The organism is Candidatus Accumulibacter propinquus, from assembly GCF_056856495.1.
In genome coordinates, this window is sequence record NZ_JBSEHC010000002.1 from 289,605 (window position 1) to 305,680 (window position 16,076).

A 16,076-nucleotide genomic window follows, 5' to 3' on the forward strand; every position below is an offset into this window, starting at 1 on the left:
CCCATGATCCGTTCGTTATGGACTGCCAGCACCGGACTCAATGCCCAACAGGTGCAGATCGACATCATCGCCAACAACCTGGCGAACGTCAGCACCAACGGCTTCAAGCAGGCGCGTGGTATCTTCGCCGACCTCCTGTATCAGACGCTGCGCCAGCCGGGTGCCCAGTCGTCACAAACGACCCAGATTCCCGATGGCTTGCAGATCGGCCTGGGGACGATACCGGTGTCCACGGGGCGAATCTTTACGCAGGGGTCGTTGCAGCAAACCGGCAACAGTCTGGACATGGCGATCGACGGTGCCGGCTTCTTTCAGGTCTTGCTGCCCGATGGGACGACCGCGTATACGCGTGATGGATCGTTCCAGAAGGACAATCAGGGGCAGATCGTCACGGCCAACGGCTATCCCTTGCAGCCGGCGATCACCATTCCGCAGAACGCCCTGACCATCACTGTCGGTACCGATGGGATCGTCAGCATCACGCAGCCGGGTTCTGCAGCGACGGTGCAGATCGGGACCATCCAGGTGGCGACGTTCATCAACAATGGGGGTCTGCAGAGCGTCGGCGAGAACCTCTACCTGGAGACCGCGTCGAGTGGAACACCGACGCCCAATACTCCAGGCAGCAATGGTTCGGGAGTCGTGCTGCAGAATTACGTGGAGGCGTCCAACGTCAATGTTGCGCAGGAACTGGTGATGATGATTCAGACGCAGCGCGCTTACGAGCTGAACTCCAAAGTCGTCTCGACTTCGGATCAGATGCTGGCGCGTCTGACACAGTTGTAGAGGTGAGCATGAACATCGCATCGATCCTGAGGCGCGCGTTGCCGGGGCTGGCGGCGCTGCTGGCGGCGGCGTGTACCACGGTGCCGCCGACCAATGTTCATCAACCGATGAGTGCGCGCCCCGCACACCGGCCCGATGCGCTCGCAGCCAGTCTCGCGGCGACTGGCAGCATTTATCAGGCCGGTACATCGCGAACCCTGTTCGAAGATCGACGCGCTCGTTATGTGGGCGACACGATTACGGTGACGATTACCGAAAACACCTCAGCGGCGACCAAGTCGAACAGCAACGTCGCCAAGACCGGCAGCATCAGCGCGTCGCTCGGACCAAACCTCAACCTGCCCGGCAAGTTGCTCACCGAACTGAAGGCCAACAGCAGCAACACCGCTGCCGGCAAAGGTGATGCGGCAGCCAACAACGTCTTTACCGGGACCATCACGGTGACGGTCATCGAGGTGCTGCCCAACGGCAACCTGCTGGTTTCTGGCGAGAAGCAGGTGGCGATTGGCCATGGTCAGGAGTACATCCGACTCTCCGGAATCGTCAATCCCTACTTCGTCAACGCGGCCAATACCATCGCATCCTCGCAGATTGCGGATGCGCGTATCGAATACAAGGAGAGTGGCGCGATCAGCGAAGCGCAGGTCATGGGCTGGCTGGCACGATTCTTCCTTACCTTCCTGCCATTCTGAGGAGGACAGGCAATGGCCCGGAGCATTCATACGCAGGCCGGCAAATTTCTGGGGCGTACGGCAATTGTTGCCGGTCTGGCCATTGCACTGCTCGGTAGCGGCCAGGCCGTGGCCGAAAGGCTCAAGGACCTCGCCTCGGTCCAGGGTGTGCGCAACAACCAGCTCGTCGGCTATGGTCTGGTAGTCGGTCTGGATGGTTCTGGAGACCAGACGACGCAGACCCCATTTACCACGCAAAGCATCATCAACATGCTGGCACAACTCGGGACAACGCTACCGACGACCCAGTCGTTGCAGCTCAAGAACGTTGCCGCGGTGATGGTGACGGCCATCCTCCCGCCTTTCGCGAGAACTGGCCAGCAGATCGACATTACCGTGTCGTCGATGGGCAATGCCAAGAGCCTGCGCGGTGGAACGCTGGTCATGACCCCGCTGAAAGGTGCCGACGGCCAAATCTATGCCCAGGCGCAGGGGAATTTGCTGGTTGGCGGCGCGGGGGCAGCGTCCGCAGGGAGCAAGGTGGTGGTCAACCATCTCCTGGCGGGTCGGGTGGTCGGCGGGGCCACCGTTGAGCGCGAGGTTCCCACCGCGCTGGGGCAGGGTCCATTCGTCCATTACGAGATGGCAACCACCGACTTTGGTACCACGCAGCGGGTCGTCGAAGCGATCAATCGCGAAATTGGTCCGGGTACGGCACAGGCCATTGACGGACGGCTGGTTCGGGTTGCTGCCCCCGAGGATGCGAACAGCCGGGTGGCTTTCCTGGGACGACTCGAGAGCCTGGACGTGCGTCCGACCAAGACGGTTGCCAAAGTGATCATCAACCCGCGCACCGGTTCGGTGGTGATGAATCAAACGGTGACCATCGATTCCTGCGCCGTTGCGCATGGCAATCTGTCGGTGATCATCAATACCGAGCAGAAGGTCAGTCAGCCCAACACCCTGGCTGGCGGACAGACGGTCACCACGACGCAGAGCGAAATCGATATCAAACAGGGCGGCGGATCGTTGATCCAGTTGAAAGCGGGTGTCAATCTCGCCGAAGTGGTCAAGGCGATCAACGCCTTGGGTGCCGGGCCCCAGGATCTGCTGTCGATCCTGCAGTCGATGAAAGCAGCGGGCGCGTTGCGCGCCGAACTTGAAATCATCTGAGCACTTGCCAGGCGGCTTACCAGGAGCCATCGACCTATCATGAAATCCACCGAACTCGGCGTTCAGCGCCTGGCCATCGATCCGGCAGCCGCCGTCGATCTGCGTGCCAAACTGAGACTGGATCCTCAGACCGGAGTCAAGCAGGCGGCGCAGCAGTTCGAGGGCATGCTGCTCAATCTGATGTTGAAAAGCATGCGCGACGCGAGTTCGGGTGGCGGTCTGCTGGACAGCGAGCAGAGCCGGTTCTTTACCGCCATCGGCGATCAGCAACTGGCGCAGGGGCTGGCCGCGCAAGCGCCACTGGGCTTTGCCGGATTGATCGAGAAGCAATTGTCTCGACAGATGTCTCCCGCGACGGGCGACACGGCAAGTTCGACGATCGATGCGCTGCAGCAGTCGTTGTTGTCGCAGTATTCGCGCCGCCTGCCCGCAGCAACACCTGGCACCGCTGGCGCTCAGCGCGCTACCGGTGTCCCGGCCGCAGCGAGCACGGCCGGTACCTCACCCGGTGCGCGTGGATTTGTCGACCGCGTCTGGCCGCATGCCACCGAGGCGGCGGCGGTGACCGGCGTGCCCGCACATTTTCTTGTCGCGCACTCCGCACTGGAGAGTGGCTGGGGAAAACACGAGATCCGGGCAGCCGATGGATCGCCCAGCTTCAACCTCTTCGGCGTCAAGGCCGGACGCAGCTGGTCGGGGCCAAGCGTTGAAGTGCAGACCACCGAGTTCGTCAATGGCGAGGCACGACCGGTACGCGCCAGATTCCGTGTCTATGCTTCGTATTCCGAGGCGTTTCGTGACTATGGCACGCTGCTGAGCAGGAATCCCCGCTTTTCCGGGATCATCGGTCAACAGGATGGCACGCAGTTTGCTCGTTCCTTGCAGCAGGCCGGCTACGCGACTGACCCGATGTACGCTGACAAACTGGCGCGCATCATCAACGGCAAGGCTTTGCGGCAGGCTCTGGCGGCCTAGGGGGTGGCGTTCCTGGCGCCATGACTCGATATATTTGGTTTCAGAACTCCAGTTCTTGCCGCGGCTGCCGTTTATAGCGTAAACAACGAGGAACTTAGCTCATGGGCTCAGGAATCATCGGCACTGGTGTCAGCGGTTTGCACGCCGCTCAGTTTGGGCTGCAAACGACCGAACACAATATTGCCAACGCCAATACCCCCGGCTACACCCGCCAGCGAACGATTCAGGCGAGCAATCCGGGCTTGCTGACGGGTGCCGGCTTTCTCGGACAAGGCACGCGGGTTGCGACGATCGAGCGTGTCTACAGTCGCTTCATGACCGAGCAGGTCGATCGCTCGCAGAGCAGCGTCAGCCAACTCGACAGCTACTACGCGCAGATCAAACAGATCGACAATATGCTGGGTGACGCCAGTGCCGGTCTTGCGCCGGCGCTGCAGGAGTTCTTCAGCAGTGTCGACCAGGTTGCGGCAAATCCTTCCCAATTGGCGACCCGCCAGAGCATGGTCTCGACGGCGCAGGCGCTTAGCGCACGCTATCAGGCACTGGGCGATCAACTGGCGCAGATGAACGACAGCATCAATGGCGAGATTACCGGCAGCGTCGCCGAGATCAATTCGTACGCTGAACAGATCGCCACGCTGAATCAGCAAATCGGTGTCGCCGAAGCCTCGACCGGTCAGCCCGCCAACGATCTGCAGGATAGCCGGGATCAATTGGTGTTCGAGCTGAACAAACGCATCAAGACCACAACGACGCACAATGACGATGGCAGCTACAACGTTTTCATCGGCAATGGCCAGCAACTGGTCGTCGGTACTCATGTTATGAGCATGGCGACGACACCCTCGTCCAGCGATCCTTCGCGCCTGCTGGTCGGTCTGAAGACGGCGGCGGGTGTTCAGGAGCTGCCAGAGTCGATGATCAAAGGGGGCAGTCTTGGCGGCTTGCTGGCGTTCCGGAGCGAGTCGCTGGATCGGGCAAGCAACGAACTGGGTCGTAACGCCTTGTCGCTGGCTTTGACCTTCAACGCCCAGAGCGCGCTCGGTCAGGACCTGTTCGGTCAGTCGCAGCTCTCTGTCGCACCGGTGGTGACCAGCAGCAGCACCAACCCGCCTGGCAGTCCAGCGGTTAACGCTACGTTCCATGGCGACTTCTTAACTTCCGGCCTTGGCAGCAGTGACTACCGCCTCAGTTCGGACGGGAGCAGTGTCACGCTGACGCGTATGTCCGACACGAAGCAGTGGAACGGGGCTGACTTGGCGGCGATCAACACGCAACTGGCGGGCGACCCACAGGGATTCACACTCGATCCATCACCGACCCTGTTGGCCGGATCGAGCTATCTGATCTCGGCCGCGACAAGCTTTACACCGCAGTTCTTTTCAGTTTCCGCACCGGTGGTGACCAGCAGCACCACCAACCCGCCTGGCAGTCCGGCGGTTATCGCCGAGTTCATTACTCCGCCGCCGTTCAATGGCAACTTCTATACCGACCTTGGCAGCAGCGACTACCGCCTCAGTTCGGACGGGACCAGCGTCACGCTAACGCGTCTGTCCGACAAGAAGCAGTGGAACGGGGCTGACCTGGCGGCGATCAACACGCAGCTGGCGAGCGACCCGCAGGGATTCTCACTCGATCCATCACCGACCCTGTTGGCCGATTCGAGCTATCTGATCCAGCCGACTCACGACGCCGCTCGCAAGATCTCGGTCAACCCGGTGCTGGCCGCGGATCCGCGCTTGATCCCGGCGGCCGGGCCCTTGCGTACCGCGGCGGGAACGAGCAATACCGGTACGGCAACGATTTCAGCAGGCAGCGTTGGGCCAGGCTATGCAGCAGCAGTCGAGCCGGGGTTTCCGGCGGCGGTAGACAAGTTGCCGCTGACGCTGGTCTTTCAGGGCGGCGCATCACCGACGCTGCGGAACTTTCCGCCGGGCGCGCGCGTGTCGGTCAATGGCGCTGCTCCGACAACGATTACCGCGCGCACGGATTCCATCCCATATACCAGTGGCGCGAACATCACCCTGGCAGGCCCGGTCGCCACTACGCCGCCATCCGGATTCACCTTCGCGATCAGCGGCCTGCCGAACAACGGCGATACCTTTGTCATCGGGCGTAACAGCGCGGCGACTGCCGACGGGCGCAACGCGCTCGCACTCGGTCAGCTTCAGACTCAGGACACGATGTCCGGAAAAACCGCATCGTTGCAGGAAGCCTACGCGCAATTGGTCAGCGAGATCGGCAACAAGACACGTCAGGTACAGGTGACCGGAGAAACGCAGCGGATCCTGCTTGAGCAGGCCCAGAGTAGTCGGGATTCACTGTCGGGGGTCAACCTGGACGAGGAGGCGGCCAATCTGATCCGCTATCAGCAGGCCTACCAGGCATCGGCCAAAGCCATGCAGATTGGCGCCAGTCTTTTCGACACCATTCTGCAGATCGCTGCCGGTTAAGGAGACTTTGATGCGTATCAGTACCAATCAGATCTACGGTAACGGTGTGCTCGGCATGGAGCGGAACCAGAATCAGGTCGTCAGGCTGCAAAACCAGATGTCGAGCGGGCGTCGCATGCTGACTCCGGCGGACGATCCGGTGGCTGCTGCCCAAGTCCTGGCGGTTACCCAGGCACGCGAGGTGGCGGTACAGTACGCGCGCAATCAGGGCGATGCGACCGACCGCCTCGGCCTGGTCGACAGTCAGCTCAACGCCCTTACTGACTTGCTCCAGAGCGTTCGCAGCCGGACTGTCCAGGCCGCCAACACGATACTCACCGACAGCGATCGGCAGGCAATCGCCACGGAACTGGAGCAACACTTTGACCAGATGCTCGGCATTGCCAATAGTCGCAGTGCCGAGGGAGACTTTCTGTTTTCGGGTTACCAGGGTGCCACTACACCGTTTGCCCGCAGCGCGGGGGCCGGGTCGGAGACAAGCATCAGCTACTTTGGCGATGACGGCCAGCGCCTGCTGCAGGTGGCGTCGTCGCAGCAGATGGCGAGCAACATCACCGGAAGCGATCTGTTCATGAACATTCCTCAGGGCAACGGCAGTTTCGCCACGGCAGCCAGTGGCAACGGCCCTGGCCTTCCGAATCAGGGATCCGGGGTGATCGAGGCGGGGTCAGTGCTCGATCCGCAGAAATGGCAAAGCGCTTTGAGTTCCGGCTTTACCTGGCAGGGCACCGGCAATCGACAGTTGCAGATCGTCTTCTCGTCGGTCGCCGGTGTTCGCAGTTATCAGTTGTTCGACGCCTCGACTCCGGACTCTTCGGGTGCCGACTTGCCGCGCAAGCCAGTGGGCGCCGTACTGCCGTTTACGCCAGGACAAGCCATCCCGTTGCTGACCACCTCGGCAGATTTCGGTGCGCAAGTGGTGATCACCGGTTCGCCTGCGGATGGCGACAGCTTCGCGGTTACCCCGAGTACCAACAAGAGCGTGTTTCAGACCGTACAGGAAATGATCGAGTTGCTGCGTTCGCCAGTGACTTCCAGTACCGCAAGAACAGCATTTTCCGGCGAGTTGCAGGCCCACCTGGGCAACCTTGATCAAGCGTTGGTCAATGTAGGCCGCGTCCAGGCGACAGTGGGTGCGCGCATGCAGGTCCTGGACGGATTAAGCAACAACGCCACGGCGGTCGACATTCAGTACCAGCAGACCCTGTCGGACCTGCAGGATCTCGATTACGCGGCAGCGATCGCGGATTTTACCCGCCAGCAGGTGAGCCTTGAGGCCGCACAGAAGTCTTTTGTGGCGATCAGCGGCCTCAGCCTCTTCAAGTATATTTGAACCACGACATGGCGATGCGCGTCTTCAGCAGCCTCACTGTGCTGGTGCTGGTGAGCGCCTGCGGCACTATTGACTGGAGGGTTCCGCCGAGTGCCGAAAATGACGGGGTTGATCATGCATTCACCCAGTCGCCGAATCCGACCTTGAGCCGTAATCCGGTCCAGGCGGTTGCTCTGGTCGGGGCTGCGGGTTATGCGGTTGGTGAATACGCAAGCAACGCAGCCTATCTCGGCTTTGGCGCTGCTGCGGCGGTGGCGGCATATGTTGTTTACGATCCTTTGGCGCCCAACTGGACGATTGAGGAAAAGATCCTGGACGGTGAGAGCTATCGCCTGTCGATGCGTGCGAAGAGCTTTCGCGTTGGCGGTGATGGCGAGTCGGGGCTGATTCTCCGGCGGCGGGCACTGCAACTGCAGCGCGAGCGGGGCTTCCCCGCCTACCGGCTCCTAGAATATTCGGAGGGTATCGAATCCAGTACGCCCTTCACACATCGCTACGCCGAAGGCGTCATTCAACTCGTTCGCGCCGAGCCGGCCAAGAAGCCCTAACCGGAACGCGCTGCAAATGGTCCGAGCATGGTCTGAAGTCCATACTCGAACAACTGTTGCAGGGGTGTTCCGAGATATGCAAGACCAAAGATCAGGCCGGAGAATCCGAGCGCGATGGTCAGCGGAAAGCCGATCGCCATCAGGTTGAGTTGCGGTGCGGCGCGGCTGAGTACGGCGAGCGCAAGGTTGCTGATCATCAGTGCAACAAGCACCGGCAGGGCGAGGAGTAGCCCCGAGGAAAAGACGACCGCGCCAGCGCTTGCCAGACTCCACCAGGCGTTAGCTTGCGGACTGGAGGCACCGACGGGCAAAACAGTGAAGCTGTGTGCCAAGGTGGCAATAACCATCAAGTGGCCATTGATGGCCATGAACACCAGCAGGGCCAGCAATCCCAGGAATTCCGAAATCACCGCTGTCTGACCGGCGGTCTGCGGGTCGTAAGCGGTGGCAAACCCCAGCCCCATCTGCAGGCTGATGAGATTGCCTGCCATGTCGACCGCGGTGAACACCAGGCGCATGGCAAAACCCATGGCCAATCCGACAACAAGCTGTTGGGCGAGCAACAGGAGCCCGGCCCCTGACCCCGGGTCAAGCGACGGCATCGGTGGCAGTCCCGGGGCGATGGCGAAGGTGATCGCCAGGCCGAGTATCAGCCGGATGCGAGTCGGCAGTGCCGGATTGTTGAATGGTGGAGCCGCGCTCAGCAGGGCGAGGACGCGCGCCAGAGGGAACAGGAAGGCCACTACCCAGGCGTTGATCTCGGCGGCGGTGACGTTGATCATCGCGCAGTCAGCCGACGAGCAGCGGAATGCTCTCGAACAGCCGACGGACGTACTCGACCATGAGTTGCAACATCCAGGGGCCGGCCAGCAGGAGTACCAGGAACATGCCCACCAGCTTGGGAATGAAGGCGAGGGTCTGTTCGTTGATCTGGGTCGCAGCCTGAAAGACGCTGACGATCAGGCCGATCACCAGTGCTGCCAGCAGCAGTGGGGCGGACAACAGCAGGGTCATTTCAACTGCTTGCCGCCCGATATCCATGACGATTTCGGGAGTCACGCGGCGAAGCTCGCGACCAGCGATCCAAGCAGCAAATTCCAGCCATCGACAAGCACGAAGAGCATCAGCTTGAAGGGCAGGGCCACCATGACCGGCGACATCATCATCATTCCCATCGACATCAGCGCGCTGGCCACCACCATGTCCACAATCAGGAAGGGGATGAAGATGATGAAGCCAATCTGAAAGGCCGTCTTCAATTCGCTGGTGACGAAAGCCGGGATCAGCAGGCGCATGGGAATGTCGTCGGTAGACTGAAATTTCGGGGATGCAGCCATGCGGGCGAACAAGGCGATGTCGGCCTCGCGTGTCTGCTTGAGCATGAACTTGCGCAGCGGCACGGCACCTCGCTCGACAGCCTGGATGTAGGTGATCCGGTCCTCCGACAAGGGCAGATAAGCCTCGGTGTAGATGGTGTCGAGCACCGGCGACATGATGAAGAACGTGAGGAACAGCGAGAGGCCCAGCAGTACCTGGTTCGGTGGCGAGTTCTGCGTGCCCAGCGCGGCCCGCAGCAGTGACAGAACGATGATGATCCGCGTGAAGCTGGTCATCATCAACAGCGCTGCCGGGATGAACGTCAGCGCGGTCAGCGTCAGCAGACTCTGGATCGACAGGGTGTAGGTCTGACTACCGGCCGCGCCAGGAGTACTGGTGACCATCGGTAACCCACCCGTTTGCGCCCAAGCCGCCAACGGGCAGAGCAATGTGCACAGAACGAGGAAGCTGGCGGCCTTAGCTGCCTTCATTCTTGCGTTCGGTAATCTGCTTCAGCCATTGTGCGAAATGTCGTTCACCATCACTCCCGGGTTTCAGTTCTCCTTTTGGTAGCGTGTGCAGGGTGCGGATCTGGCCTGGCACAAGGCCGACAACGATCCACGTATCATCGATTTCGACGAGCACGATGCGCTCCCGCGGGCCAATCATCAGGCCACCCACGACGCGCAAGGGGCCGTTGCTGCCAAAGCCGCGACCACCATTGAGCCGGCGCAAAAAATAGGCCGCAAGCAACAGAATGCCGATGACCAATGCCAGCCCAAGAACGGTCTGCAGCAGTGTGCTTGCTGAAACCCCCGGGGTTTCAGTGGCAGCTGCCTGCGCAAAAGCGCCACCCGGCAACATCGCGAGAAGCAAACGGCATGCTTTACCGGTGCCGCTGGAGAGGATGGAGGGGGCGTGTCGAATCAAGAGGGTTGGCCGGACGTGGATGCTGACGACTATCTTAAAGCAAGCATGGCGAAGGTCAAAACGTTGTGCGCGAACAGCGTGAGTGCAGGTGTGGAAGGCTGCCGTGCTCAGTGCCCGATCTTGCGTGCTCTTTCGGATGGGGTCACGATATCTGTCAGGCGAATGCCGAACTTGTCGTTGACCACCACGACCTCACCTTGGGCGATCAGCGTGCCATTGACAAAAACGTTCAGCGGTTCCCCGGCCAGCGCGTCCAGCTCGACGACCGAGCCGTGCGCCAGTTGCAGGAGGTTCTTGATGGTGATCCGGGTGCGTCCGAGTTCGACCGAGATCTGGACCGGAATGTCCAGGATCATGTCGAGTTCATTCATCAGCGAACTCTTGTTGCCGGTGGTATCGAAACTCGGGAAAATATTGGCGGCTTGTGCGCTGCTGGACGGCGTGCCTTCAGCCATCGCCTGTTCGGCCATCGCCGCAGCCCAGTCATCGTCGAGTCCAGCGTCGTCGCTTGCCGGCGCCGCGTCTGTTTCCTTAGCCATTGATTTCTCCCAGAGGAACGTCTGCGTTCTCTGAAGCGATGAAGCGGTCGATCTTGAGCGCGTATTGCCCACCTTGCTGGCCGTAGTGACACTCCATTACGGGAACATCGTCGACCAGGGCGACGACTTTGTCCGGGACGTCGAGGGGAATGATGTCGCCGACTTTCATCGTTAGAATCTGGCGCAGACTCACTGTCGTGGTCGCCAGTTTCGCGCTGATTTCAACCTCGGCGTTTTTCAGTTGCTTGCGCAACATGATGATCCAGCGTCGATCGGTGGTCAGTTGGTCGCTCTGCATGGCGCTGTAGAGCAGGTCACGAATCGGTTCAAGCATCGAATACGGAAAGCAGATGTGCATATCGGCGCTGGAGCCACCGAATTCCAGCGAGAAGGTCGTCGACACGACGATTTCGGAAGGCGTCGCAATATTTGCGAATTGGGAATTCATTTCCGAGCGCAGATATTCGAAAGTCAGGTCGTAGACCGACTTCCATGATCGCGAGTATTCAGCGAAAACGATCTTGAGCAGTCCCTGGATGATGCGTTGTTCTGTCGGCGTAAAATCGCGGCCCTCAACCCGGGTGTGGAAGCGACCGTCGCCACCGAACATATTGTCCACGACCAGAAATACCAGGCTGGGGTCGAAGACGAACAATGCCGTGCCGCGCAATGGCCGCGCGGCGACCAGATTCAGGTTCGTCGGGACCACCAGGTTGCGGGTGAACTCGCTGTATTTCTGCACTCGTATCGAGCCCACCGAGATCTCGGTGGTGCGGTGCATGTAATTGAACAGACCGATGCGCAGGTAGCGGGCAAAGCGCTCATTGACCAGTTCGAGCGTGGGCATGCGCCCGCGGACGATGCGCTCCTGCGTTCCGAGGTTATAGGCCCGCGGGCCATCGTCGGTATCCTCAACGGCTTCCGTTTCGTCGGCTTCACCGCTGACGCCCTTGAGCAGGGCGTCGACTTCATCCTGGGAGAGGAAATCGGCGCTCATCGCAGTTCATTGGATAATGAACGAGGTGAACAGCACGTCCTTGATGGGACCGTCACGTTTTTTCCCCTTGCTGGCCGGATCGAGAATATTGTTGATCTGTTCCCTGATCTCCTGTGCCAGGAGTTCCTTACCTTCGGTGGTGACCAGATCGGAAGCCTTCTTGCTGGACAGGAGCAAGGTCAGGTCGTTGCGTAGCTTGGGCATGTACTGTTTCATCTGGTCGCCGATCTGTACATCATCGACCTCGACGGAAAGCGACAACTGCAGGAACTGGTCGCCGCGTTCCGGTACGAGATTGACCGTGAACGCATCAATTGCGACATAGACCGGCGGCGCTCCCCGGTCCACCTTCTTCTTCTTGGCCGGCTTGACCTTTTCCACGGCGACCTCGCCGTCATCCTCTTCCGCCGGCCCATGTTTCAACAGGACGTAGGCGGCTGTGCCTCCCAGGCCGAGCACCAGCACCACCACAGCGATGATGATGATCAGCAGTTTCTTGCTGCTCTTTGCCGGCGCAGCTTCTGCGCCTTCTACTGCGGTCTTTGCATCCTTTGCCATTCAGTATTTCTCTCCCTGGGTTTTTCGGTCAGGCACGTCCGATCCGGAATCTGGCCGGCCACGCGGTCACTACGCGAAGGTGTCGATCAGTCCGTGGCCACCACGAGCTGCGGCTGCATGATTTGGCAACCCGCCAGCCGAATCTACACGAAGTATACCGTTATCGCTCAGGAGGCGGGGCCGGCGCGAAGGTTCTTGCTGGCCGCCGGACTGCTGCTGGAACGATTCGCTGCCGACGCTGACCTGCCCCAGATCCATTCCATTCGCGGTAAACATTTCACGCAGTCGTGGGAGCGCCGTTTCGATGGCTCCGCGAACCTCAGCGCTCGCCGAAACGAAGTATGCGTTGGCGCCGTTCTTGTCGATGTTCAGGGTGATCTCGATCGAACCCAACTGTGGGGGGTGTACGGTAAGCTGCGCGAACTGCTTTTCGTTGCCGGCGAACCACAGCAGCTTTTGGCCAAACTCACCGGCCCATGCCGGGTCACGCAAGGGCGTCTTCAGATCGCGCGGGATGTCCTGACTGCCTGTTGCGCCATTCGCGACACTGGGCAGGGGAGTGGCGACCACATTGGGATCGTTTGCCGCCGACAGCGGTTCCGTTTTGCCCGGAGCGGTCTGTTCGGAAGTGGGCAGCGCGACGTCGGGAACGGCAAAATTTGCCGCTTTGACGGCAGTTGACAACGTCTGAGAAGTGGCAGCCTGCCGGTTGTCGCCAGCCTCGGTTTTGATCTGCAGTGGATCCTTCTCGATTTTCCCCGGAGTGGGCGCGAGCAGTATCCCGGCCGCAGGCTGCGTGGGCAGTTTGACCTCTCCCGCGGCTGCGTCACCTGCCGGCTTCAGTGGCGGCAGGCCGAAAGTCGACAGGAACTGGGGGTCGGCGGGAACAAGGCTGTCTTCGGCAATTGCCGGGTCTCTGGCTGCCTCCTCTTCCCCGGCGGACACGACTTCGCCCTCGGTCACTGGTAGCGCGAGCAGGATGCTCGCAAAGTCACCCCCAGTGTTCTGGCGGTCGGAAACCGCCGGGCTTTCGAGCGTGGTTTCCCGGATAGGCGATTTTGCAAGTGTTGAGACGATGGCAATGGTCATGATCAATCCTCTTCGGCAGGAGCCAGTCCGCTACAAGCAAACATTGCGCCATGCATGGTTCATGACTCTTGCTCGTTGTCCTTACTGCGCGCAGCGAACTCGTCCTGCGCCTTTTGCTCCTGGCGGATTTCCAGCCGTGCCTCACTAGCGCGATGGCGCTCGGAGAGTGCATCGAGTGCTTTCAGCTTGGTCCGCTGCCGCTTCCAGTCCTCCTGCCCGGCAGCCGTGTGCGTTTCCTGCACGCTGACGAGTTTCATCTGCTGCTTGATTGCTTCGTCGAGACGAGTCAGGAACTCCTGGTAATTGCGCCATTCGGGTTGCCCCAGTCCATTCTGTACGGCTTGCCGGAATCGCGCGGTGTACTCGTCGCGGTACTGCAGCAGCATGGCGAACTTTTCCTTGGCGTCGCGTTCCGCTGCAATCAGCCTGGCGAGGCGTTGCGTTGCTTCGTCGCTGCGGGTTTGCATCAGTTCGAGGACAGTCTGCAGGGAAAAGGGTCTGGCCATGATCAACTCGCCGACTGGTACAAGGGAAGTGCCGGAAGTCTAGCGCAACAGGTGTCAGCCACCTGGGCCAAACAAGCCGAGCAGTTGAGCGACGCTGCTCGCGAAGTCGGCGCGTTGGCTCAGGTTCTGCTGCAGCAATCTCTCAAAGCGCGGATAGATGGCAATGGCCTGGTCGAGTTGCGGATCTGAACCCGCGGCATAAGCGCCGACGCTGATCAGATCGCGCGAGCGCTGGTAGCGCGAGAAGAGGCTCTTGAATCTCCTGATGTGCTCCAGATGAGTTGGGCTCACCAGATTCACCATCGCGCGGGAAATCGATTGTTCGATGTCGATGGCCGGGTAGTGGCCAGCGTCGGCCAGCGTGCGTGATAGCACGATGTGACCGTCGAGGATGGCGCGCGCTGCGTCGGCGATGGGATCCTGCTGGTCGTCACCTTCTGCAAGGACCGTGTAGAAGCCGGTGATCGAACCTCCGCCCTCGGCGCCGTTGCCGGCACGTTCGACGAGTTGCGGGAGACGGGCGAAAACCGATGGCGGGTAGCCGCGGGTGACCGGCGGCTCGCCGATCGCCAGAGCGATTTCGCGTTGCGCCATCGCGTAGCGCGTCAGCGAATCCATGATCAACAGGACCTGACGACCCCGATCCCGGAAGTATTCGGCAATGCAGGTGGCGTAGGCCGCGCCTTGCAGACGCATCAGAGGACTGACGTCGGCAGGTGCCGCAACCACGACCGCCCGCCGCAGACCTTGTTCTCCAAGAATCTGCTCGATGAACTCCTTGACTTCGCGACCACGTTCACCGATCAAGCCGACGACGATGACGTCGGCTGCGGTATAGCGGGCCATCATGCCGAGCAATACGCTCTTGCCGACGCCGGATCCGGCGAAAAGCCCCATCCGCTGCCCGCGGCCGACACAGAGCAGGGCATTGATGGCGCGTACCCCGACGTCGAGCGCCTGCTCGATCGGTGCCCGTGACATCGGGTTAACCGGTCGACTCTGCAGTGGGCGCAGGGAACTCGCGCCTAACGGGCCCAGCCTGTCGAGCGGGCGGCCGGCGCCATCAATCACCCGGCCGAGCAAGGACTCGCCGACCGGCACCAGTTTGGCGCGGTCGATCGAGCGTCGACGTGCCGGCGGTGGCTGACCCAGTCGCGGCGGCTGGCTCGGCGCTTCAAGGGCAACCACCCTGGCACCCGGCGACAGACCGTAGACGTCCTCAGAGGGCATCAGGAAGAGTCGTTCCCCATTGAAGCCTACCACTTCAGCTTCGATCGCCGAGCCACCAACCGGCATGATCCGGCAAGAACTGCCGAGAGGCAACTTTAGCCCCGAGGCCTCCATGACGAGGCCGTTGATGCGCGTCAGGTGGCCGCTCGGAAGCAGCGAACTGACCTGGCTGGTGACTTGTCGGCAACCTTCGAGGAAGCCGCGCCATTCGTCGAGATGTGGGTTTCCGGAAGCGTTGCTCAATGGGCCACTCGCTGTGACGTTCAGGGCTTGAGCCATTCCTGGCTGGAGCCGATGCTTTCAGTGACACGTCGCCAACGTGTTTCCAGCGTCGCGTCGACTTCGCTCGCACCCAGTTCCACGCGGCAGCCGCCTGCACTCAGTGCCTTGTCTTCGACGATTCGCCAGTTGCTGTGCGCGAGCTGATCGCCTAGCTGGCTGCGTACCAAGGCCGCATCATCCGGGTGCACGAAGAGCAGCGGCTGACCATGGTGGGGGTGCAGCACCGTCACCGCTTCCCTGACCACCGGCAGGAGCAGTTCCGGTTGCACGCGCAAACTTTGACGCAACACCTGATTGGCAATTTCGATAGCCAGCGCCAGCAACTGGTCGGCGACGCCCTGGTCGATGGCCGCCAGCGCCTGCTGCAGGCTGTCCATCAGGGCGGCGATCTTCACCGCCGCGGCCTTGCCCGCCACCATACCTTCGGCATAGCCTGCGGCATGGCCGGCCGCGTGCGCTTCCTGGTGCATGCGCTCGATGTCTTCGGCTGTTGGTAGGACAACCGGCGGCTCCTGCTCCTGCGGCACGCTAGCGGACTCGACCGGCACGTCGATGGGTTGTTCCGCGACTGGCGGTTCGGCAGGCGGCGTAGGGTTGACCGTCGCCCGCTGCTCTTCATCGAAGGCCGCCACTTCCCAGCGCTGGTAGGCGGTCATTTTTTCCTTGGGAATCCAGTGGCTCATGTGGCG

General features: G+C 61.0%; 18 protein-coding genes. 7 read left to right on the top strand and 11 right to left on the bottom strand.

Annotated features, from left to right (window positions below):
* Positions 1–3 precede the first annotated feature (3 nt).
* The 7 genes from flgG to AC15MQ_RS03880 all read left to right on the top strand — a co-directional run bounded on the left by flgG (position 4) and on the right by AC15MQ_RS03880 (position 7,939).
* Positions 4–786 carry a flagellar basal-body rod protein FlgG gene (gene flgG, locus AC15MQ_RS03850; protein WP_483079378.1) on the top strand — a complete coding sequence of 261 codons (783 nt, stop codon included), beginning with the start codon at positions 4–6 and terminating at the stop codon, positions 784–786.
* Between the two features lie 8 nt (positions 787–794).
* The gene (locus tag AC15MQ_RS03855; RefSeq protein WP_483079379.1) at positions 795–1,478 is read left to right on the top strand and encodes a flagellar basal body L-ring protein FlgH; all 684 of its coding nucleotides are present in this window, start codon (positions 795–797) and stop codon (positions 1,476–1,478) included.
* A 12-nt stretch (positions 1,479–1,490) separates the two neighbouring features.
* Positions 1,491–2,630, top strand: a complete 1,140-nt coding sequence (locus AC15MQ_RS03860) for a flagellar basal body P-ring protein FlgI (protein ID WP_287653857.1) — start codon at positions 1,491–1,493, stop codon at positions 2,628–2,630.
* Positions 2,631–2,669: 39 nt separating this feature from the next.
* Positions 2,670–3,605 carry a flagellar assembly peptidoglycan hydrolase FlgJ gene (gene flgJ, locus AC15MQ_RS03865; protein WP_483079380.1) on the top strand — a complete coding sequence of 312 codons (936 nt, stop codon included), beginning with the start codon at positions 2,670–2,672 and terminating at the stop codon, positions 3,603–3,605.
* 101 nt (positions 3,606–3,706) lie between these two features.
* Positions 3,707–6,058 carry a flagellar hook-associated protein FlgK gene (gene flgK, locus AC15MQ_RS03870; RefSeq protein ID WP_483079381.1) on the top strand — a complete coding sequence of 784 codons (2,352 nt, stop codon included), beginning with the start codon at positions 3,707–3,709 and terminating at the stop codon, positions 6,056–6,058.
* Positions 6,059–6,068: 10 nt separating this feature from the next.
* Entirely contained in the window at positions 6,069–7,391 is a 1,323-nt protein-coding gene (gene flgL / locus AC15MQ_RS03875) for a flagellar hook-associated protein FlgL (RefSeq protein ID WP_287653861.1), read from the top strand.
* A gap of 8 nt (positions 7,392–7,399) precedes the next feature.
* Positions 7,400–7,939, top strand: coding sequence for a hypothetical protein (locus AC15MQ_RS03880; protein WP_483079382.1), 540 nt, complete (start codon positions 7,400–7,402; stop codon positions 7,937–7,939).
* Here the strand turns inward: AC15MQ_RS03880 and fliR are convergent.
* From fliR to AC15MQ_RS03935, 11 genes are all read right to left on the bottom strand, one after another.
* Complete coding sequence (gene fliR / locus AC15MQ_RS03885) at positions 7,936–8,721, bottom strand: flagellar biosynthetic protein FliR (protein ID WP_287655557.1); 786 nt, start codon at positions 8,719–8,721, stop codon at positions 7,936–7,938. The two genes, AC15MQ_RS03880 and fliR, sit on opposite strands and share 4 nt — an antisense overlap.
* Before the next feature lie 7 nt (positions 8,722–8,728).
* Positions 8,729–8,998 carry a flagellar biosynthesis protein FliQ gene (fliQ, locus tag AC15MQ_RS03890; RefSeq protein WP_287655556.1) on the bottom strand — a complete coding sequence of 90 codons (270 nt, stop codon included), beginning with the start codon at positions 8,996–8,998 and terminating at the stop codon, positions 8,729–8,731.
* Positions 8,995–9,747 (bottom strand): flagellar type III secretion system pore protein FliP, encoded by a 753-nt coding sequence (gene fliP, locus AC15MQ_RS03895; RefSeq protein WP_287655555.1) that lies wholly within the window; start codon positions 9,745–9,747, stop codon positions 8,995–8,997. Before fliP ends, fliQ begins: the two co-directional genes overlap by 4 nt.
* Positions 9,734–10,186, bottom strand: coding sequence for a flagellar biosynthetic protein FliO (gene fliO / locus AC15MQ_RS03900; protein ID WP_287665787.1), 453 nt, complete (start codon positions 10,184–10,186; stop codon positions 9,734–9,736). Before fliO ends, fliP begins: the two co-directional genes overlap by 14 nt.
* A 107-nt stretch (positions 10,187–10,293) precedes the next feature.
* Positions 10,294–10,725, bottom strand: a complete 432-nt coding sequence (gene fliN, locus AC15MQ_RS03905) for a flagellar motor switch protein FliN (protein WP_287655553.1) — start codon at positions 10,723–10,725, stop codon at positions 10,294–10,296.
* Positions 10,718–11,722: a flagellar motor switch protein FliM gene (gene fliM / locus AC15MQ_RS03910; RefSeq protein ID WP_287655551.1), complete on the bottom strand. Its 1,005-nt coding sequence runs from the start codon at positions 11,720–11,722 to the stop codon at positions 10,718–10,720. The genes fliN and fliM overlap by 8 nt, the downstream gene beginning before the upstream one ends.
* A 6-nt stretch (positions 11,723–11,728) precedes the next feature.
* Positions 11,729–12,280, bottom strand: a complete 552-nt coding sequence (locus AC15MQ_RS03915) for a flagellar basal body-associated FliL family protein (protein ID WP_287655550.1) — start codon at positions 12,278–12,280, stop codon at positions 11,729–11,731.
* A gap of 69 nt (positions 12,281–12,349) precedes the next feature.
* Positions 12,350–13,369 carry a flagellar hook-length control protein FliK gene (locus AC15MQ_RS03920; RefSeq protein WP_483079383.1) on the bottom strand — a complete coding sequence of 340 codons (1,020 nt, stop codon included), beginning with the start codon at positions 13,367–13,369 and terminating at the stop codon, positions 12,350–12,352.
* A 59-nt stretch (positions 13,370–13,428) separates the two neighbouring features.
* Positions 13,429–13,875, bottom strand: coding sequence for a flagellar export protein FliJ (gene fliJ / locus AC15MQ_RS03925; protein WP_287655548.1), 447 nt, complete (start codon positions 13,873–13,875; stop codon positions 13,429–13,431).
* A 54-nt stretch (positions 13,876–13,929) separates the two neighbouring features.
* The gene (gene fliI, locus AC15MQ_RS03930) at positions 13,930–15,384 is read right to left on the bottom strand and encodes a flagellar protein export ATPase FliI (protein ID WP_483079384.1); all 1,455 of its coding nucleotides are present in this window, start codon (positions 15,382–15,384) and stop codon (positions 13,930–13,932) included.
* Complete coding sequence (locus AC15MQ_RS03935) at positions 15,369–16,070, bottom strand: flagellar assembly protein FliH (RefSeq protein ID WP_483079385.1); 702 nt, start codon at positions 16,068–16,070, stop codon at positions 15,369–15,371. The genes fliI and AC15MQ_RS03935 overlap by 16 nt, the downstream gene beginning before the upstream one ends.
* Positions 16,071–16,076: the final 6 nt, after the last annotated feature.

Bases quoted from the DNA above. Each gene is read 5' to 3' on its own strand.
- fliP (WP_287655555.1), bottom strand. From the start codon at position 9,747: ATGAAGGCAGCTAAGGCCGCCAGCTTCCTCGTTCTGTGCACATTGCTC.
- fliR (WP_287655557.1), bottom strand. From the start codon at position 8,721: ATGATCAACGTCACCGCCGCCGAGATCAACGCCTGGGTAGTGGCCTTC.
- fliN (WP_287655553.1), bottom strand. From the start codon at position 10,725: ATGGCTAAGGAAACAGACGCGGCGCCGGCAAGCGACGACGCTGGACTC.
- flgG (WP_483079378.1), top strand. From the start codon at position 4: ATGATCCGTTCGTTATGGACTGCCAGCACCGGACTCAATGCCCAACAG.
- fliM (WP_287655551.1), bottom strand. From the start codon at position 11,722: ATGAGCGCCGATTTCCTCTCCCAGGATGAAGTCGACGCCCTGCTCAAG.
- AC15MQ_RS03880 (WP_483079382.1), top strand. From the start codon at position 7,400: ATGGCGATGCGCGTCTTCAGCAGCCTCACTGTGCTGGTGCTGGTGAGC.
- fliI (WP_483079384.1), bottom strand. From the start codon at position 15,384: ATGGCTCAAGCCCTGAACGTCACAGCGAGTGGCCCATTGAGCAACGCT.
- AC15MQ_RS03920 (WP_483079383.1), bottom strand. From the start codon at position 13,369: ATGACCATTGCCATCGTCTCAACACTTGCAAAATCGCCTATCCGGGAA.
- fliJ (WP_287655548.1), bottom strand. From the start codon at position 13,875: ATGGCCAGACCCTTTTCCCTGCAGACTGTCCTCGAACTGATGCAAACC.
- flgK (WP_483079381.1), top strand. From the start codon at position 3,707: ATGGGCTCAGGAATCATCGGCACTGGTGTCAGCGGTTTGCACGCCGCT.
- AC15MQ_RS03915 (WP_287655550.1), bottom strand. From the start codon at position 12,280: ATGGCAAAGGATGCAAAGACCGCAGTAGAAGGCGCAGAAGCTGCGCCG.
- flgL (WP_287653861.1), top strand. From the start codon at position 6,069: ATGCGTATCAGTACCAATCAGATCTACGGTAACGGTGTGCTCGGCATG.
- AC15MQ_RS03860 (WP_287653857.1), top strand. From the start codon at position 1,491: ATGGCCCGGAGCATTCATACGCAGGCCGGCAAATTTCTGGGGCGTACG.
- AC15MQ_RS03855 (WP_483079379.1), top strand. From the start codon at position 795: ATGAACATCGCATCGATCCTGAGGCGCGCGTTGCCGGGGCTGGCGGCG.
- flgJ (WP_483079380.1), top strand. From the start codon at position 2,670: ATGAAATCCACCGAACTCGGCGTTCAGCGCCTGGCCATCGATCCGGCA.
- AC15MQ_RS03935 (WP_483079385.1), bottom strand. From the start codon at position 16,070: ATGAGCCACTGGATTCCCAAGGAAAAAATGACCGCCTACCAGCGCTGG.